At 54.1% G+C, this 17,780-nt stretch carries 17 protein-coding genes; 7 read left to right on the forward strand and 10 right to left on the reverse strand.

Features of this window, described 5'->3' with window-relative positions:
- The 6 genes from tolQ to ruvC form a co-directional block, all read right to left on the reverse strand.
- Positions 1–675: a protein TolQ gene (gene tolQ, locus M0D42_RS08645; protein ID WP_265018215.1), complete on the reverse strand. Its 675-nt coding sequence runs from the start codon at positions 673–675 to the stop codon at positions 1–3.
- 120 nt (positions 676–795) lie between these two features.
- Positions 796–1,185, reverse strand: a complete 390-nt coding sequence (gene ybgC, locus M0D42_RS08650) for a tol-pal system-associated acyl-CoA thioesterase (protein ID WP_265018216.1) — start codon at positions 1,183–1,185, stop codon at positions 796–798.
- A gap of 69 nt (positions 1,186–1,254) precedes the next feature.
- Entirely contained in the window at positions 1,255–1,887 is a 633-nt protein-coding gene (locus M0D42_RS08655) for a hypothetical protein (RefSeq protein ID WP_265018217.1), read from the reverse strand.
- Between the two features lie 113 nt (positions 1,888–2,000).
- A complete protein-coding gene (gene ruvB / locus M0D42_RS08660) occupies positions 2,001–3,032 on the reverse strand; it encodes a Holliday junction branch migration DNA helicase RuvB (protein ID WP_265018218.1) in 1,032 nt (343 codons plus the stop codon).
- Positions 3,033–3,719 carry a Holliday junction branch migration protein RuvA gene (gene ruvA, locus M0D42_RS08665; protein WP_265018219.1) on the reverse strand — a complete coding sequence of 229 codons (687 nt, stop codon included), beginning with the start codon at positions 3,717–3,719 and terminating at the stop codon, positions 3,033–3,035.
- A complete protein-coding gene (ruvC, locus tag M0D42_RS08670) occupies positions 3,716–4,222 on the reverse strand; it encodes a crossover junction endodeoxyribonuclease RuvC (RefSeq protein ID WP_265018220.1) in 507 nt (168 codons plus the stop codon). The genes ruvA and ruvC overlap by 4 nt, the downstream gene beginning before the upstream one ends.
- Positions 4,223–4,493: 271 nt before the next feature.
- On the opposite strand from ruvC, the gene M0D42_RS08675 reads away from it, so the two are divergent.
- Positions 4,494–4,685, forward strand: a complete 192-nt coding sequence (locus tag M0D42_RS08675) for a DUF1127 domain-containing protein (protein ID WP_265018221.1) — start codon at positions 4,494–4,496, stop codon at positions 4,683–4,685.
- A gap of 76 nt (positions 4,686–4,761) precedes the next feature.
- Here M0D42_RS08675 and M0D42_RS08680 read toward each other — a convergent pair whose 3' ends face one another.
- The 4 genes from M0D42_RS08680 to M0D42_RS08695 form a co-directional block, all read right to left on the reverse strand.
- Complete coding sequence (locus M0D42_RS08680; protein WP_265018222.1) at positions 4,762–5,109, reverse strand: hypothetical protein; 348 nt, start codon at positions 5,107–5,109, stop codon at positions 4,762–4,764.
- A gap of 192 nt (positions 5,110–5,301) precedes the next feature.
- Positions 5,302–6,171 (reverse strand): 50S ribosomal protein L11 methyltransferase, encoded by an 870-nt coding sequence (locus M0D42_RS08685; RefSeq protein WP_265018223.1) that lies wholly within the window; start codon positions 6,169–6,171, stop codon positions 5,302–5,304.
- Positions 6,172–6,234: 63 nt separating this feature from the next.
- The gene (locus M0D42_RS08690; RefSeq protein WP_265018224.1) at positions 6,235–7,467 is read right to left on the reverse strand and encodes an MFS transporter; all 1,233 of its coding nucleotides are present in this window, start codon (positions 7,465–7,467) and stop codon (positions 6,235–6,237) included.
- Between the two features lie 82 nt (positions 7,468–7,549).
- Entirely contained in the window at positions 7,550–9,745 is a 2,196-nt protein-coding gene (locus M0D42_RS08695) for a primosomal protein N' (RefSeq protein WP_265018225.1), read from the reverse strand.
- A 115-nt stretch (positions 9,746–9,860) separates the two neighbouring features.
- Between M0D42_RS08695 and fsa the strand changes: the two genes are divergently transcribed.
- The 6 genes from fsa to M0D42_RS08725 all read left to right on the forward strand — a co-directional run bounded on the left by fsa (position 9,861) and on the right by M0D42_RS08725 (position 17,777).
- Positions 9,861–10,514 carry a fructose-6-phosphate aldolase gene (gene fsa / locus M0D42_RS08700; protein WP_265018226.1) on the forward strand — a complete coding sequence of 218 codons (654 nt, stop codon included), beginning with the start codon at positions 9,861–9,863 and terminating at the stop codon, positions 10,512–10,514.
- A gap of 199 nt (positions 10,515–10,713) precedes the next feature.
- The gene (locus M0D42_RS08705; protein WP_265018227.1) at positions 10,714–11,421 is read left to right on the forward strand and encodes a DUF484 family protein; all 708 of its coding nucleotides are present in this window, start codon (positions 10,714–10,716) and stop codon (positions 11,419–11,421) included.
- Entirely contained in the window at positions 11,418–12,332 is a 915-nt protein-coding gene (locus M0D42_RS08710; RefSeq protein ID WP_265018228.1) for a tyrosine recombinase XerC, read from the forward strand. The genes M0D42_RS08705 and M0D42_RS08710 overlap by 4 nt, the downstream gene beginning before the upstream one ends.
- 657 nt (positions 12,333–12,989) lie before the next feature.
- Entirely contained in the window at positions 12,990–14,924 is a 1,935-nt protein-coding gene (locus M0D42_RS08715; protein WP_265018229.1) for a PrkA family serine protein kinase, read from the forward strand.
- Positions 14,925–14,934: 10 nt separating this feature from the next.
- Entirely contained in the window at positions 14,935–16,257 is a 1,323-nt protein-coding gene (locus M0D42_RS08720) for a YeaH/YhbH family protein (protein ID WP_265018230.1), read from the forward strand.
- On the forward strand, positions 16,254–17,777 hold the full coding sequence (locus M0D42_RS08725) for a SpoVR family protein (RefSeq protein ID WP_265018231.1): 1,524 nt from the start codon (positions 16,254–16,256) through the stop codon (positions 17,775–17,777). Before M0D42_RS08720 ends, M0D42_RS08725 begins: the two co-directional genes overlap by 4 nt.
- The last annotated feature ends 3 nt before the right edge of the window (positions 17,778–17,780 follow it).

The raw sequence follows: 17,780 nt of genomic DNA on the forward strand, positions 1-17,780 counted from the left end.
TCAGCTGTCCAACTGACGGCTGAGAATGGTGGCGAATTCGTCTGCAAAGGCCTCATATCCCGCGAGAATGCGGTCACTGTCTGCACTGAGCTTATTGTAGAAAATCACGGCTGGGATCGCTGCAAGAAGGCCCAGACCGGTCGCCAGCAGCGCTTCAGCAATACCCGGCGCCACAACAGCGAGGTTGGTGTTCTGCTGCTCTGCAATTTCAATAAAGGCATTCATAATGCCCCAGACAGTCCCGAAGAGACCTACGAAGGGCGCAGTCGAACCGACAGTTGCCAGAACTGGCAGACCCTTTTGCAGCTCTTCAGCTTCTTTCGCGACAGCCACATCCATGGATCGATCAATCCGGCTGGTCGCGTTGGCAATCAACCCGCCGTCCTGTCGATGGCTGCGGCGCCATTCCATCATGCCTGCTGCAAAAATGCGCGCGGACCGCCCGTCAGGTTCAGGCCCGATCTCATCAAAGAGACCATCTAAAGGCTCCCCGGACCAAAAGGCCCGGTCAAACTGCGCGGCTTCCCGACGCGCAGTGCGATAGGAAATGATCTTCTGAATGATCACAGACCACGACCAGAAAGAGGCAATGACAAGCATCACCATCACGAGTTTCACGGTCAATGTGGCGCGTGCGAACAACCCCCACATCGAAAAATCGACTGCTGCTTCCATATGTCTGCTCGTTTTCTGACGGCCATTGGTGGCCCTTTTGCCAGAAAACTAACGCCAATCGGCGCAGTTTGCTACGGGGAAAGCCTTGCAAAGCGGCTCATTCACGAGAATTTGCCCGATTTAGTGCAACATTAAGCGAAGATTTGCCGGTAAACGCACCGGCTGACCCGCTTCGTTAATACAAACAAGCGTCACAACCGCCTGAAACAGCAGATCGCAGTTCCGCTTCACAATCTGCTCCATCACCAATCGCGCGCCCGTCACCGAGATGGTGCGGGTTTCGACAACCAGTTCTTCATCAAAATGCGCTGGCGCAAGGTAATCGGCCTCAACGCGACGTACGGCAAACACCAGACCTTCCTCTTCTTTGAGTTCGGCTTGATTGATGCCTTTGCCGCGGACCCAATCACTGCGCGCGCGTTCGATGTATTTCAGGTAGTTCGCATAAAACACAATCCCTGCCATATCGGTGTCTTCGTAATAGACGCGGATGGGGAAATTATGCTGCATCGGATCTGCCCTTTGTTGGTGACAAATCGCTACGAGGTCTTTGGTTAAAATTCAACCAAGATTGAGAAACTACCCCTGAAGCCGCGCAAAGATGCGGTAGGCGTGGCTCGCGTCATCCGCCGATGGCGGCATCATCCGGTCATAGGCCGCCGCAATAATGCCCGCCACATCAGGACGCAAAATCGTCGCCCCGTTTTCAGGCAAGACCGCCAGCGGAGAAGCATCGACAAATGCGCGGTCCCCCCACATCAGGATGACCTGCGCTGCTTGCCCCAATGCCAGTGTTTCCGCCGGCACCTTCGACAATGCCATATCCATACGCAAGAATACAAAGGCCGCCTGAATGGCCCCTTGGTCGTCAAACCGGAACGCTCGGTATTGATTTGCATCTGCCACATCGAGCTTTCCTACCAGCTCCTTCAATCCGGGAATAAGTCGATCGAGATCAGGCACCTCCAGCAATTCGCTCCAATCCCGAAAGAAAAAGAACATGAGGTTGCTGCCAAGTTCCGGATCGGTCTCGGCCATCGTGTGGCCTGCCAGAGTGACAACTGCCTCAATCGCGCCTTTTACGGTGCTCAGGGTTTCATCCTCAACACCAAAGACAATCGGCGCAATCGGCCGCCCCCAGCGCGCGAAGGCATAGCTTCCGTCTGAACGGGTGAAAAACTCTTGAATGGCTTCGGGAGTGGTAACGCTCATGGAACTTCGCAATCTGGCAAAAAAGATCGCGCTTTAATGCCGCCCGCCTGCAAAAACAGCAAGCCCCCGCTTTCACCTTTGCAAAAATACTCCCGCCGGAGGCATTCAGCGGATCACTCAAACAGATCGGTCTGCGACTTACCGCTCTCCGGCGCCACCAATCCCAAATGCTTCCATGCCTTGCGCGCCAGCATGCGTCCGCGTGGCGTGCGCTGGATCAGGCCTTGCTGCAACAGGAATGGTTCGATGACTTCCTCAATAGCATCCCGACTTTCACTTAAAGCCGCAGAAATAGTCTCAACGCCCACAGGGCCGCCGCCATAATTCTCGGCAATGAATGTCAGATAGCGCCGGTCGGCCCCATCCAGCCCCAGATTGTCGACACCCAACCGTGTCAGCGCACCATCTGCGAGCTTCTTGGTGATCACCCCGTCCCCTTCAACAAGCGCAAAGTCCACCACACGGCGCAACAGACGCCCCGCGATCCGCGGCGTGCCGCGAGACCGCCGCGCAATCTCCCTGGCTCCGCCCTCTTCCTGCTGGACACCCAACTTACGCGCATTTCGCGTCACGATCTCATTCAGCTCATCTTCCGTGTAAAACTGAAGACGCGTTGGAATACCGAAACGATCCCGCAATGGGGTGGTCAGCAAACCCAGACGTGTGGTCGCCCCTACCAAAGTAAAAGGCTGGAGTTCGATCCGAACGGTCCGCGCCGCTGGCCCCTCACCAATCACCAAGTCCAGCTCAAAATCTTCCATGGCCGGATAAAGCACTTCTTCGACAACCGGATTGAGGCGGTGGATTTCGTCGATGAACAACACGTCCCGCGCTTCCAAATTGGTCAGGATCGCCGCCAAGTCCCCTGCTTTGGCCAATACCGGCCCGGAAGTCATGCGGAAATTCACACCCAACTCGCGCGACATGATTTGCGCCAAGGTCGTTTTACCCAAACCTGGAGGACCGTGGAACAGCGTGTGATCCATGGCTTCGCCACGCTGTTTGGCAGATTCAATGAACACTTTCAGGTTGGCACGGGCTTCGGCCTGACCAATGAACTCACCAAGACCCTGCGGACGCAGAGCGCGGTCGGCGTCTTCAGGGCGTGGTTCGGGCCGCAAGGTCGGATCAGGAGCGTCCATCAATTACCCTTTCGGTGCCAATAGGCGCAAAGCCGCGCGGATCAGGCCAGAGGTATCCAATTCTGGCTCAGCCCCAGAGGCCTCAGCCACCGCAGCTGCCGCCTCGCCGGGACCATAGCCAAGATTTGAGAGGGCCGACAATGCCTCAGCCTGTGCCGCAGCCCCTGCTTTGGGCGCAGCAGACGCCTTGGGTGCGGGCGCCGGCTGAATCGCCGGTTCCTCAAGCACATCAGCTGATGCCGGCGCTTCGCCTTGCGCTTCCGCGAGCGACCCACCAAGCGCCATGACCGCTGGGGCTTTGTCTTTTAACTCGTGCACAACACGCTGAGCAGTCTTAGGGCCGATGCCCCTCGCCGCTTTGATGGCTGCGATGTCTCCTAAGGCAATTGCCCGGCCTACGCCTTCCGGTCCTAGAGTGCCTAAAATGGCCAAAGAGGCTTTTGCGCCGATGCCTTGCACGGAAATCAGCAGGCGGTGCCATTCCTTCTCAAGCAAAGTGGTAAAGCCAAAAAGCTGCAGAATATCTTCGCGCACCAGCATTTCGGTAAAGAGCGCGGCAACTTCACCATTACCCGGTAGCTCCATCAAAGTGCGTTCAGAGCAGTAAACAATATAGCCCACGCCGCGCACATCGATGAGCACGTGATCGGTGGTACGATATTCAATGCGGCCGGTGATTTTCCCAATCATGCGCTTGCTTTCTTTAGGGCGGCTTCCCAGCTGCCGCTGGCGCGCGCGTAATGGGCGTGACACATGGCGATTGCCAAAGCATCCGCTGCATCCGCCCCTGCGATCTGAACGCCAGGCAACTGCAACTTTACCATATGTTCAACCTGATGCTTCTCAGCATGCCCAACGCCGACAATGGTTTTCTTAACCTTGTTTGGAGCATATTCGCCAATCGTCAGCCCTGCCTGTGCCAGTACCAGCAAGGCAATGCCGCGCGCTTGGCCCAGTTTCAAGGTAGCTACACCGTCTTTGTTCACAAAGGTCTGTTCGATCGAGCCGTGATCCGGTTGATGTTGATGAATCACATCGGTGAGCTGTTCGTGCAAGGAATGTAGCCTCAGCGCCAAATCCTGCCCTTTGGAATGGCAAATCCCGTTTGCCACATGGCTCATCCGGCTACCTGCAACATCGATGATCCCCCATCCCATGTTGCGCAAGCCCGGATCAATCCCCAATACCCGCATATCTGCTCCTGCCTTTTCGGCCTTTTCACGAAACCTAGCACAAAACGAGAACGCGCGCCAAGCACCTTCGTGACATTTAGGTAGTGAACCCCCTCCAAGTCGGCCCAACATGCGCAAACCCCAGCGCTACATTTCGCGACGCAATGCCCAAAAATGAGGCATGCAAAAAACGCAAGGCGGGAATGATATCTTGTCGATTGTGAAAAAGCCGCAGTGATCCTAAATCCGGGTCAAGCACAACGACCATAACTCAAACAGAAGGATTACCGATATGGCCGCTTTTGAAACTACTCGCGTTCAACCCGCAACTGCTGGCTTCTTCGGCCAGTTCTTCTCCAACCTCTTCGCTAATGTTGCGCATTGGTATGAAGCTCGTAAAACACGCATCGCCCTGTCCAAACTGACAGACCGCGAGCTCGAAGACATCGGCCTGCTGCGCCGTGACATCCACTCTATCGTTTAATCTTTTAAACGTTCCCTAAAGAAAACCGCGACAGCCAAGCTGCCGCGGTTTTTTTGTTAGCGAATTGCTTTGGGGCTCATAAAAAGTCCCGAAGGTGTGATGCGACCAGGTTCGATACGGGATCAGGTTGCAGAGTCCAGACACCAACACTTGCGGCAGTGGAGTCGCTGGCGCGCAGCTCATCCATTTTCGCGGCGTAGGTTGCCTCCCCCATCTGCGCCATCAACGCGCCTTTCAATCCAAAGAAACCAACAAGCAGGATCATTAGCCCGGCATAAGGAATACCACGCTTTTCGCGATAACCGCGCACGATCATATAACCATCATTGTCAATGAATGCGGAACGGGAACGTCTTAAAGACTTCTTACGCTTTGCGTTCACACGACGCAGGCGCAGGGAAAACTCATCACGTGGATCGGCCATAGCAGCACACTTCGTTTGGCCCCCACCAAACAAGGCCAATTTCCCTCCAAATTGTGGCGAAATTAGGGCAAGAATCGCCAATTTTCACAAAACAGCCCGAATTCCAACGCTTTCGAGGCCCAATTCCGCGCAAAGGACGCAAAAAAAGCGGCCCGAAAGCCGCTCTTTTACTTCAAATTAGGCGAATCACGATTAGCCGCGTTGCAAAGTCAGTGTGGTCCACTCACCGATTTCTTCGCGCGTGTGCACGGAAAAGCCATTTTCTGCATAGGCCGATACGACCTCGTCGGCTTGCTCGTTCAAGATACCCGACAAAATGGCATAGCCTTGCGTCGCTATGTTCTGTCCCATCTCAGGGGCGAGCCCGACCAGGGGGGCTTTCAAGATATTGGCAAAGACCAAATCATATGGTGTTTTCGCTTGCAGCGCGTCATGCGCAAAACCCGCGGCTTCCACACAGATCACACGACCATCCAAGTCATTGGCTTTGACATTGGCAATAGCTACGTCCACGGCCACTTCGTCAATGTCGCTGGCCAGAACTGGGTTTGGCCAAATGCGTGCGGCCGCCATGCCCAGTACAGCTGTTCCACATCCGATATCCGCTACGTTCTGGCCTACAAAGCCCTCAGCTGCCAGACGATCTACCGCCTTCAAGCAGCCCAATGTGGTCCCGTGGTGTCCGGTTCCAAAAGCCATCGCAGCCTCAATCAGCAGAGGTTCGCAATCTGCAGGCACCTGATCTGCATCGTGGCTCCCGTAGACAAAGAAGCGTCCAGCCTGAACAGGAACAAGCTCACGTTTCACATGGGCAACCCAATCAGTTTCTGGCAGCTCTGAAACGGCAAAGGGTTTGATCCCAAACGCGGCCTCCAATAGCGCCAGAGACGCTACATCGGGTTCTTCAGTGAAATAGGCGCCGACTTCCCAAAGGCCTGAACCATCTTCGATTTCAAAAACACCCACTCCCGTTGGTTCAGGAACAAGGTTCTCCATAGCTTCGCCCAGGCGCTCGGCCTGATCTTTGCCTTCCAATGTGGTGAGAGCGGTAAATGTGGGCATCGCAAATTCCTTTTCACGCTTGTCAGCGGCCTACGCATCGACGCGGTGAAGGTCAAGAGCAGCCTATTCTGCGGGAACCGGTCCAACACCCTGAAGGCGCGTTTCATAGCCCTTTTGTGGATGGCGCGGGATCAACAGAGCCAGGCCAAATGAGACGCCAGCCATTGCTGCTGCCATAGCAAAGACAGCGCCTGGAGAATAAAGCCACAACAGGCCCAACAGCACTGGCAGGAACACAGCTGCGATATGGTTGATCGTGAATGCAACAGCTGCAGTTGGAGCAATATCCTCTGGATCAGCAATTTTCTGGAAGTAAGTCTTGAGCGCCAAAGCCATCGAGAAGAGCAAATGGTCGATCACATAAAGCGCCATGGCCAGCATCACACCCCAGCCGAAATAGTAAATACCACCGTAGGCCAAAAAGACCGTCACCAAGCCAAGATATTCCACTAAGAGGGTGCGCTGTTCGCCAAAACGACTAACAATGCCACCGATCATCGGACCAAAAATCATATTGGCCACAAGGTTGACCAAATAGAGCCCGGTTAGCTCGTGCACATCAAAGCCGAACTTTTCGACCATCATGAAGCCAGCAAAAACCACAAAAATCTGGCGTCGGGCTCCTGCCATGAACTGCAAGGCGTAATAGAGCCAATAGCGCTTTTTCAGCACCATCTGTTTGATTTGAGGCGTAGGGCTTTCAAATTGAGGAAAAGCAAACAACGCAACAAGCGCTATAATAAGTGTCGCCCCGCCCGACAATAAGAACACCATATTGTAGCTCAACCCGAGGCTTTCCCATGTCATGATCAGTGCAACATAGATGATCAATGTGGCCGCCGAACCCATGGCAGTTAGCCAACCCAGCACTTTGGGTGCGCGTTTCTTGTCAAGCCATTGCAGCTGAAGGCTCTGGTTCACGGTCTCATAGTAGTGAAAACCGATCGAGCTGAAGAGCGTGATCATCAGAATACCGCCTAGGGTCGGAAACCAAGCAGTCACCGCAGTCGCCAGACCGAGCAGCGCCAACGACAACATGCCAAGCACCTGTTCGCGGATAAAGATGATCAGGAAAATCACGCCAACGGCCAGAAAACCCGGAATTTCGCGCACCGTGTGCAAAAGACCTATGTCTGAGCCGTCAAAGTTGGCGACCTCGATGACAAAGTTATTCAGAAGCGCAAGCCATGTGGAAAATGCAATAGGCATGGCCGCCGCCATCAGGAATAGCAAAACAACGGGCTGACGCCACCGAGGCAGATGCCCGGTCTCTCCAATAGTAATCTTTTCAAACATGCATTTCCTTTACGCCTCTAGAGCACAAGAGGCGAGACTTTTTGACTTTGCAGGAATGCACAGAGCTTTGCGCGCAGATGCTTCAGTAAAACGACTGCGGATCGATATCGACCGATAGACGGATATCGCCTTTGATCTGAAACTGTCCGATCCATTTGGCAATGGCTGCCTGAATGGGGGCTGATTTCTCTGCTTTCACCAAAAGCCGCACTCGATGGCGCCCCCTCACCCGCGCAATTGGAGCTGGCGCGGGGCCGAAAACCTGCGCCCCAATCTGACGCAACGCACCGTCGTTGCGCGCCAAGGCATTGCCTAGGTCAAAGACCTCTCCGACATCAGTGGACGAAAGAATGATCCCCGCCATGCGACCATAAGGCGGCACGCCTGCGTGACGTCGTTCGCCTGCCTCTGCCTGCCAGAAGGCTTCTTCGTCACCCGCCAAAATCGCGCGAATGACAGGATGCTCTGGCTGGTGGGACTGCAAGAGTGCCGCGCCTTTGCGTTCAGACCGCCCAGCACGCCCAGCCACCTGACGGATAAGTTGGAAGGTGCGCTCCGCTGCGCGCAGGTCTGAGCCCTGCAAACCAAGATCAGCATCGATCACACCGACCAGTGTGAGCAGCGGAAAGTTGTGCCCCTTTGCAACAAGCTGCGTACCGATGATGACATCGGCCCCACCATCAGCGATGGCTTTGATCCCTTCTTTTAACGCTCGTGCCGACCCGAACAGATCTGAAGAGAGCACCGCGAGCCGCGCATCCGGGAAGGCCTCCTTTGCTTCCTCGGCAAGGCGTTCCACGCCCGGACCAACCGCCGCCAGCTTGCCCTCGACCTCGCAGCTTGGGCAAGCCTCCGGCATCGGTTTGCTTTCGCCACATTGGTGACAGAGCAATCTTTTGAGGAAACGGTGTTCCACCATCCGTGCATCACAATGATCACAGCCAATTTGATGGCCACAAGCTCGACACACAGTGACCGGCGCATAGCCGCGTCGGTTGATAAACAAGAGCGACTGTTCACCCTTGGCAATCCGGTCATTTACTTGCTGGCGCAGTGTGGGTGAAATCCAAGTGCCCGTTGGTAGATCTTCAACGCGCATATCAATCGCGCGCATGTCGGGCATCACGGCAGGTCCGTAGCGGGATGTCAGCTCTATGCGTTTGTATTTCCCGGCATCCGCATTTGCCCAGCTCTCTAAGCTTGGAGTGGCTGAGGCCAGCACAACGCTTGCCCCCACGAGACTTGCGCGCAGAACAGCCATGTCACGGGCATTATAGAGGACACCGTCATCCTGTTTATAAGAAGTGTCATGTTCCTCATCGACGACGATCAGTCCGAGGTTTTGAAACGGCAGGAACAATGCCGAGCGTGCACCAATCACGATCTGAGCACCGCCCTGCCCGACCATTTTCCAGATACGCCTCCGCTCGGTCATGGTCACACCAGAGTGCCATTCGGCTGGTTTCGCCCCAAAGCGCGCTTCGACGCGGCCAAAGAATTCAGCCGTCAGAGCGATCTCAGGCAAGAGCACCAGCGCCTGGCGCCCGACCCGCAGGCATTCTGCGATGGCCTCCAGATAGACTTCGGTTTTGCCTGAACCTGTGACACCCCGCAGCAAAGTGGTGCCATATTCCTCGCGCCGTATTTCCGCTGTCAGATGTGCAGCAGCCTCGGCCTGTTCCGATGTCAGTTCTTTGGCACCAAAATCTGGGTCCATGCGTTGAAACGGCATATCGCGTGGGGTGTTTTCTTCGGCAACGGCCCCAAGCTTTACCAGACCTTTCACCACCGAAGAGGTCACGCTGGCCATATCCGAGAGCTCTTTCAGCGTAAACGATAGCCCCCCATACTCCTGCAAAGTCTCCAAAACCCGTTTGCGCGCATCCGTCAGCCGATCTGGTGCCTGATCTCCTAAGCGGTAGACTTTGCGCATGGAGGGCGGATCAGAAAGTCCAGGAGCGCGCGTGGCCAAACGCAGCATATTCGGCATCGAGGTCAGTGTGTATTGCGCAGCGCGTTCCAAAAAACTGCGCATCTCTCCGCGCATCGGAGCCACATCCAGGACACGAATGACAGAGCGCACCTTCGCCGGATCCCAATCACCACGACCCGGCCCCCAGACCACCCCAAGCACTTTCCTTGGACCAAGCGGCACTTCCACAAAGGCTCCCGCCCAGCAGCCGCCTTCGGGTGCTTTATAGTCCAGCACGCGATCCAGGGGTTGCGTGGTCAGCACCCCTACCAGGGCACCTTCGTCAAAGTAGTCGGTCTGCGCCAAAATCACCTCGAAATATGTTAGCGCTCACAATTTGCCCTCAAAGGGGGTTCCAGCACCTCTTCTTATGAGGTAAACGAGGCGCGACCTTAGGCCAACCCATCAAAGGACTTGCCCCATGAAATTCTTCGTTGATACCGCTGAAATCGACGCCATTGCCGAGCTGAATGATCTGGGCATGGTGGACGGTGTGACCACCAACCCTTCTCTGATCAAGAAATCTGGCCGAGACATTATCGAAGTCACCAAAGAGATCTGTGATTTGGTGGATGGCCCTGTCTCCGCAGAAGTAACCGCGACTGATGCTGACACCATGATTGCGGAAGGCCGCAAGCTGGTTGAGATCGCTGAAAACATCGCCGTGAAAGTGCCATTGACCTGGGATGGCCTGAAAGCCTGTAAGGTTCTCACTGAAGCAGGCCATATGGTGAATGTGACTCTCTGCTTCTCTGCCAACCAAGCGATTCTGGCGGCAAAAGCCGGCGCGACATTCATCTCGCCTTTCATTGGTCGTCTGGATGACATCAACCTGGATGGCATGGACCTGATCGCAGACATCCGCAATGTCTATGACAACTACGGCTTTGAAACTCAAATCCTTGCGGCCTCAATCCGCTCTGCAAACCACGTTCTGGAAAGCGCGCGCATCGGTGCCGATGTGATCACCGCGCCTCCGGCTGTGATCAAAGGTATGGTCAACCATCCTCTGACCGACAAAGGCCTCGACGCCTTCCTGAAAGACATTGCAGCGGCAGATATTAAAATTCTCTAAGCTTGCCCAAAGAAGACACTCAACACTTCTTCTTTGCAAAAATACTCTGGGGTGAAAGCGCATCGCGCTGAGGGGCAAGGCCCCTCCCCCAAACCAGCTACTCCCATAGCACGCGCAATTAACCGCGCCTTTGCCAAAAAAAAGCAGAAATCCCGGAAACCTTCTGCTAAGGTCTCCGCAAAAGACGATTGGCACGAGCATGACCAACCCAGCACAGATCGAAAACGACCTTCGTGAGAAGATCATTTCTGCTCCGGAAATGATTCTTGACGACAATGACCTGATGAATGCGCTCATTGCCGCAAACGAGAAGTCCATGGGCGGCAATATCGTCGATCTGCGCGGCATTGCGATGGAGCGGCTTGAGGCGCGGCTTGATCGTCTGGAAGACACGCATCGCAGTGTGATTGCCGCGGCCTATGAAAACCTCGCAGGTACCAACCAGGTCCACCGCGCGATTCTACGTATGATGGATCCGCTGGAGTTTGAAACCTTTCTGAAGGATCTGGATGGAGAAGTTGCCGACATTCTGCGCGTGGACGCAGTGCGTTTGGTGCTCGAAACCGAACAGACCGACGATGATCCCGCGATCCGCAAACTTGGCAGTGTACTGTCTGTCGCGGAACCGGGCTTTATTGATGCCTACCTCACCCAGGGGCGCAACACGCCTGTGCGTCAGGTTACTCTGAGACAAGTCAGCGGCGGTGCACATGAAATCTACGGCGACAAATCCGACTTTGTGCGCTCTGAATCCTGCCTGAGGCTCGACCTCGGCGAGGGTCGCCTTCCCGGTATGCTTGTAATGGGCGCCGAGGATCCGCATCACTTTACGCCACAGCAAGGCACAGATTTGCTTTCTTTCTTTGGTGGCGTTTTTGAGCGCGCCATGCGGCGCTGGCTCTCTTGATATCGGCCGCAGCCACCGACGCCCGAGACAAGTGGCTTGAGGCTGAAAAAGCGCTGAAAGGTGCATCTGAAAACACGCTGAACGCCTATTTTGCGGATGTCAGCGAGTTTCTTGCCTTTATGACGGAATACAAAGGCGACCAGCAGGGGCTTGCACCCCTATCCCGCTTGACCATTCGCGATATGCGGGCCTGGATGGCGCGGATGCGCGCTGGTGATCTTTCGGCACGATCTTTGGCGCGTAAGCTCTCTGCCGTGAAAAGCTTCTTTCGATGGCTCGCAGAACGCGAAGGGTTTGACCCAACCGCAGTTCTATCGACCCGCGCTCCAAAGTTTCAGAAAAAGCTGCCGCGGCCATTGGCTCCTGATGCGGCACAGGCCGTGATCGACACCGTCGAAATCCAATCCAAAGACGCATGGGTTGGTGCGCGCGACACGGCGGTGATCACGCTTCTTTATGGATGTGGGCTGCGGATCTCTGAGGCACTGGGGCTAAACCGCGGTGATGCCCCCCTGCCTGAAGTGATGCGCATCCTTGGCAAAGGCGGCAAGGAGCGTCTTGTGCCAGTACTGCCGACGGCGCGGGAGGCCGTTGAAGAGTATCTGCGTCAGTGCCCATATCCGCTTGAGGATGAAGGGCCCCTCTTTATTGGCGTCCGCGGTCGCCGCTTGAGTGCCCGACAAATCCAATCGGTTATGCAGAACGTGCGCATGCAGCTTGGGCTCCCTTCGACCGCCACCCCCCATGCGATGCGCCATAGCTTTGCCACTCATTTGTTGGAAGCAAGCGGCGACCTGCGTTCGATCCAAGAACTCCTTGGGCACGCGAGCCTCTCTACCACTCAGGCCTATACTGCCGTCGACACTGCGCGTCTGATGGATGTCTACAACCGGACCCACCCGAAGGCTTAAAAACGAATCCCTCACCTAGATGTTGTGGAAATGAGGCGGACAATCAGCGAAGAAAAGCCTCACAAAACCGGTAAAGTGTTTCAGTAGTGAAATTTCCACGAGAGTGTTGCTCAGAATTTGAGCGTTGCATTTCACACCTAATTTGATTGCCATTCATGACCTTCAGGCAGGATCAGATTTCGCATATAATTTAACAGTTGTTCATTTCTCTAAGCTGTTCTGAAAGCAAAGCAATACAGGCCAATCAGCCCATTTTGATTTTACCTGACCTAGGGTCAGGTTGCGCCATTCCAAAGACACCGGTCGGCATGGTTAACCAAATATTCCACATTTTCGTGAAGCCTGATTTGGAACACGATTTATTGAGCAGCTCTGGCAAATCACAAGATGTGCCACAGATTAATATAGAAAACACAGGATTTTTCGTGTACCCTAGAGGTATAAATATCGACCGAAAAGCCTAATGGCTTCAATGACTTCCCGGAAATCGGGAGCACGATACGGTCGAGCCTAAAGTGGCGACATCGAGCTAATTCTGAACATTCGCGCGGTCAGCGGTTGCCACATCGTTCGGCAAGTCACGACCTGTTTGCACCGCGCATCTGCATGATCCCGAGGAGGAATCCGGGCCTTATAGTAACCAGAGGGGAAAATCACATGAAGGATATCGTCGAGCTATTTGCGGAACAATATTCCGGCGCGCGCGAGCAGGAAATGTCACTGCAGGAGTACCTGTTGGGATGCCGCGATGATCCGGGGATGTACGCGAACGTGGCCGAGCGCATGTTGGCGGCCATTGGCGAAGAAGAGCTTGTTGATACCTCAAAGGATGCCCGACTGGGTCCGATCTTCCAAAACCGAACCATTAAACAATATGCGGCCTTCAAAGACTTCTACGGCATGGAAGACACGATCGAACGCATTGTCGGTTACTTCCGCTATGCGGCGCAGGGTTTGGAAGAACGCAAACAAATCCTCTATCTTCTTGGACCTGTGGGCGGTGGCAAATCCTCTCTTGCTGAACGTCTGAAACGCCTGATCGAAGACCAGCCAGTCTATGTTTTGAAAGCGGGTGACACCCTGTCACCGATCTTTGAAAGCCCGCTAGGCCTGTTTGATCCTCTGAAGATGGGCGACCTGCTGGCCGATGAATACGGAATCGCACAACACCGGCTGCCGGGTCTGATGTCGCCGTGGGCTGTACGTCGGTTGGACGAGTTTGGCGGGGACATCTCCAAGTTCTCGGTTGTGAAAATTCACCCGTCCCGTCTGCGCCGCATCTGTGTGGCCAAAGTTGAACCGGGTGATGAAAACAATCAGGATATTTCGACGCTGGTTGGTAAGGTTGATATCCGCATGTTGGAGCATTTCAGCCAGGACAACCCTGATGCCTATCGCTTCTCCGGTGGTTTGAACCGGGCGAGCCAGGGTATTCTGGAATTCGTTGAGATGTTCAAAGCGCCGATCAAGATGCTGCACCCGTTGCTGACAGCGACGCAGGAAGGCAACTATATGGGTACCGAAAGCTTCGGCGCCATTCCGTTCAGCGGTTTAATCCTTGCGCATTCAAATGAGAGCGAATGGCAGCAGTTCAAGAACAACAAAAACAACGAGGCCTTCATTGACCGCGTGAGCATCGTGAAAGTGCCTTATTGCCTGCGTGTGAGCGACGAAGCGCAAATTTACGACAAGCTGCTACAGAACTCAGAGCTAAAAGATGCGCCCTGCGCCCCTGAGACACTGAAAATCCTGTCTCGCTTTGCGGTTCTGAGCCGTCTGAAGCCGCATGAGAATTCAAATCTCTACAGCAAAATGCGCGTTTATGACGGTGAAAGCCTGAAAGACACTGATCCGAAAGCAAAAACGGTTCAGGAATATCAGGATACCGCCGGTGTTGATGAAGGTATGAACGGCGTTTCGACACGCTTTGCCTTCAAAGTGCTCTCCAATGTGTTCAACTATGACACGCAAGAGGTCGCTGCTGATCCAGTACATCTAATGTACATCCTAGAGCAGATGATCAAACGGGAGCAGTTCCCGTCAGAGACCGAAGCGCAGTATCTGGAGTTCATCAAAACAGAACTCGCACCACGCTATGAAGAGTTCATCGGCAATGAAATCCAGAAGGCCTATCTGGAAAGCTACACCGAATACGGCCAGAACGTCTTTGATCGCTATATCTCTTATGCAGATGCCTGGATTGAAGAACAGGATTATAAAGACCCAGACACGGGCCAGCTTTATAACCGTGAAATTCTGGATGCTGAGCTTTCTAAGATCGAAAAGCCAGTTGGTATCGCGAACCCGAAAGACTTCCGCAATGAGGTTGTAAAGTTCGCCCTGCGTCACCGGGCCAATACGGGTCAGAACCCACCATGGAACTCGTATGAGAAGCTGCGCGATGTGATTGAAAAGCACATGTTCAGCCAGGTCGAAGAATTGCTGCCAGTGATCAGCTTTGGCAGCAAGAAGGACAGCGACACGGAAAGCAAGCACATGGAGTTTGTCCAGCGGATGAAAACCCATGGCTACACAGAGCGGCAGGTCCGTCGCTTGGTTGAATGGTACATGCGTGTGAACAAGGCGGGGTGAGCATAAACAGATGCATCATTTCATCGACAGACGCGCCAACCCAAAGGGTAAGAGCCTCGGAAACCGGCAACGGTTTCTGAGACGTGCGCGGGAAAACATCAAGAAGATGGTCGACAAATCCGTGCGCGATAAATCCGTGACGGGCGCGGACCAGGGGGATGGCGAACGTGTCACCATCCCGGCGAAGGGCATCAAAGAACCCTTCTTTGCTAGCTCTTCAAAAGGCGGGTTTCGCCAACATGTCCTGCCTGGCAACAAAGACTTTGTAGTCGGTGACACCATCCCGCGCCCTAAGGGCGGTGCCGGTGGGTCTGGTAAAAAGGGATCAGAGGATGGCGAAGGCGAAGATGGGTTTTCCTTTACGCTGACGCGGGATGAATATCTTGAGATCCTTTTTGAGGGGCTAGAGCTTCCTGATCTTGTGAAGAAAAACACTGTGGAGACTGAGACAGTCGGCACGCGGCGCGCTGGCCTGACGACAGCTGGCACACCAAATAACCTCAATCTTGTTCGCACAATGCGAAATTCGCTTGGGCGCCGGATTGCTCTGCAACGTCCCTCTTCCGCGGCCCTTAAAGCCTTGCAGGACGAATTGGAGAACCTCGAAAGCATCGAAGATGAGTCCGAGGATCATTCTGCGCGTATTGTAGAGCTGAAAGAAAAGCTCGCAATCATGGATCGTCGTCGCAAACTGGTTGGCTATATTGACCCGATTGATTTGCGCTATGATACCACAGTACCAGAAAAAATCCGCAACTCGCGCGCCGTTGTTTTCTGTCTTATGGACGTGTCAGGTTCTATGCAGGAGCGCGAAAAAGACCTCGCGAAACGGTTCTTTATGCTGCTGCATCTGTTTCTGGAGCGGGCTTATGAGCACACAGAGATTGTGTTCATCCGTCATACGCATCAGGCGCAGGAAGTCGATGAAGAGACATTCTTTTATGCACGCGAAACCGGTGGCACCATTGTCAGCACCGCGCTTACTAAAATGCGGGAAATCATTGACGAGCGTTATCCGACGGATGAATGGAACATCTATGGTGCGCAGGCTTCAGATGGCGAGAATTTCGGCAATGACAGCGTGAAATGCAAAGACCTGCTTTTTGATACGCTGATCCCGGTTTGCCAGTATTACGCCTACGTTGAAATCGTCGGCGAAAACGATGAAAAGCTCCTGAGCGACCGCGAAGAAGGGGCTGACCTCTGGCAGAACCTGCGCGAAGTCGACCAGTCTTTCCCACAATTTGAAATGCGTCGCGTCGCAGAGCCGGGTCATATTTATCCGATCTTCCGCGATCTCTTTACCGCCAATAAAAAGGAGCGCGCTTCATGAGCAAACTCTTATTTGATGGTCCGGAATGGACGTTTGAGTTGCTCTCTAAGGCCCATGACGCGATCGAAGAAATTGCAATCGAGGATTTGGGCTTAGACGTTTATCCAAATCAGATTGAAATCATCAGCTCTGAACAGATGCTGGACGCTTATAGCGCGGTGGGCATGCCACTGATGTATCAGCATTGGTCTTACGGCAAACGTTTTGCTCGCGATGAAGCGCTTTACCGGACAGGTCGTCAGGGTCTCGCCTATGAGATCGTCATCAATTCCAACCCCTGCATCAGCTATAATATGGAAGAAAACACCATGGCGATGCAGACCTTGGTGATGGCGCATGCGGCCTTTGGACATAACCATTTCTTCAAAAACAACTACCTCTTCCAGCAATGGACCGACGCAGCCGGCATTCATGATTACTTAGCCTTTGCGAAAAACTTCGTGGCAAATTGCGAAGAACGCTACGGCGTTGATGCGGTGGAGGAAATTCTAGACGCGGCCCATGCCCTGCAAAGCCAGGGGGTCTTCCGCTACGGGCGCCCTCCCCGCCCCAGCAAGGAAGAGCTTCAGGCGATGCAGCGGCAGAGGGAAGGTTATGAGAGTCAGCAAAGTGTTCTGGAGCTTTGGGCCGATAACATGGGCACTCGGAATGATCCGAGCGCTGCCGAAGATGGGGAGCTTTCAGCCCGTCGCGGCAAAATGAATCTGCCGCAGGAAAACATCCTCTATTTCCTAGAGAAACACAGCCCGGTTCTGAAAAGCTGGCAGCGAGAGCTGTTGCGGATCGTGCGCTACATTGCGCAATACATGTACCCGCAAAAGCAGACCAAAGTCATGAACGAAGGCTGCGCGACCTTCACACATTACTACATTATCAATCGCCTGCTGGAGAAAGGTCTGATCAGCGAAGGCTCTTATATGGAGATGATGCATAGCCACACCAATGTGGTCTTGCAGCCGGAATATGATGATCCACGTTATGGCGGGCTCAATCCTTACGCGCTTGGTTTTGCGATGATGCAGGACATTCGCCGGATTTGCGAAGATCCCACTGATGAAGATCGCGAGTGGTTCCCTGATATTGCGGGTAATCCAGACTGGAAATCAGTGATGCGGGATGCCTGGGCGAACTACCGGGATGAGAGCTTTATCCTGCAGTTTCTCTCACCCCGTCTGATGCGCAAATTTAAGCTCTTCATGCTGTCAGATGACGCCAAGCAACCGAACCTTGTGGTCAGCAATATTCACAACCGACAGGGCTATCGCAATATTCGTTCGGCCCTCGCCCAGTCTTATGATCTGGCCTATCTGGAACCTGACATTCAGGTCGATGACGCAGATCTCTCTGGCGACCGGGAATTGAAGCTGACTCACGCGGTGCGCAACGGGATCAATCTTGATCCCGAAAACCGTGATGAGGTTTTAAAACACATTCGCCGTCTCTGGGGCTATGAGGTCAGTCTGACGGCACGCGATAGCGAAAGCGGCGCAAGGATTTCACATGCAACAACCGCAGCTTAACCA

The organism is Cognatishimia activa (assembly GCF_026016445.1).
Classification (GTDB): Bacteria; Pseudomonadota; Alphaproteobacteria; order Rhodobacterales; family Rhodobacteraceae; genus Cognatishimia; species Cognatishimia activa_B.

What these genes read in the sequence shown, in the direction of transcription:
- tolQ (WP_265018215.1), bottom strand. Translation starts at nt 675, where the DNA reads ATGGAAGCAGCAGTCGATTTTTCGATGTGGGGGTTGTTCGCACGCGCC.
- ybgC (WP_265018216.1), bottom strand. Translation starts at nt 1,185, where the DNA reads ATGCAGCATAATTTCCCCATCCGCGTCTATTACGAAGACACCGATATG.
- M0D42_RS08655 (WP_265018217.1), bottom strand. Translation starts at nt 1,887, where the DNA reads ATGAGCGTTACCACTCCCGAAGCCATTCAAGAGTTTTTCACCCGTTCA.
- ruvA (WP_265018219.1), bottom strand. Translation starts at nt 3,719, where the DNA reads ATGATTGGGAAAATCACCGGCCGCATTGAATATCGTACCACCGATCAC.
- ruvC (WP_265018220.1), bottom strand. Translation starts at nt 4,222, where the DNA reads ATGCGGGTATTGGGGATTGATCCGGGCTTGCGCAACATGGGATGGGGG.
- M0D42_RS08675 (WP_265018221.1), top strand. Translation starts at nt 4,494, where the DNA reads ATGGCCGCTTTTGAAACTACTCGCGTTCAACCCGCAACTGCTGGCTTC.
- M0D42_RS08680 (WP_265018222.1), bottom strand. Translation starts at nt 5,109, where the DNA reads ATGGCCGATCCACGTGATGAGTTTTCCCTGCGCCTGCGTCGTGTGAAC.
- M0D42_RS08685 (WP_265018223.1), bottom strand. Translation starts at nt 6,171, where the DNA reads ATGCCCACATTTACCGCTCTCACCACATTGGAAGGCAAAGATCAGGCC.
- M0D42_RS08690 (WP_265018224.1), bottom strand. Translation starts at nt 7,467, where the DNA reads ATGTTTGAAAAGATTACTATTGGAGAGACCGGGCATCTGCCTCGGTGG.
- fsa (WP_265018226.1), top strand. Translation starts at nt 9,861, where the DNA reads ATGAAATTCTTCGTTGATACCGCTGAAATCGACGCCATTGCCGAGCTG.
- M0D42_RS08705 (WP_265018227.1), top strand. Translation starts at nt 10,714, where the DNA reads ATGACCAACCCAGCACAGATCGAAAACGACCTTCGTGAGAAGATCATT.
- M0D42_RS08715 (WP_265018229.1), top strand. Translation starts at nt 12,990, where the DNA reads ATGAAGGATATCGTCGAGCTATTTGCGGAACAATATTCCGGCGCGCGC.
- M0D42_RS08720 (WP_265018230.1), top strand. Translation starts at nt 14,935, where the DNA reads ATGCATCATTTCATCGACAGACGCGCCAACCCAAAGGGTAAGAGCCTC.
- M0D42_RS08725 (WP_265018231.1), top strand. Translation starts at nt 16,254, where the DNA reads ATGAGCAAACTCTTATTTGATGGTCCGGAATGGACGTTTGAGTTGCTC.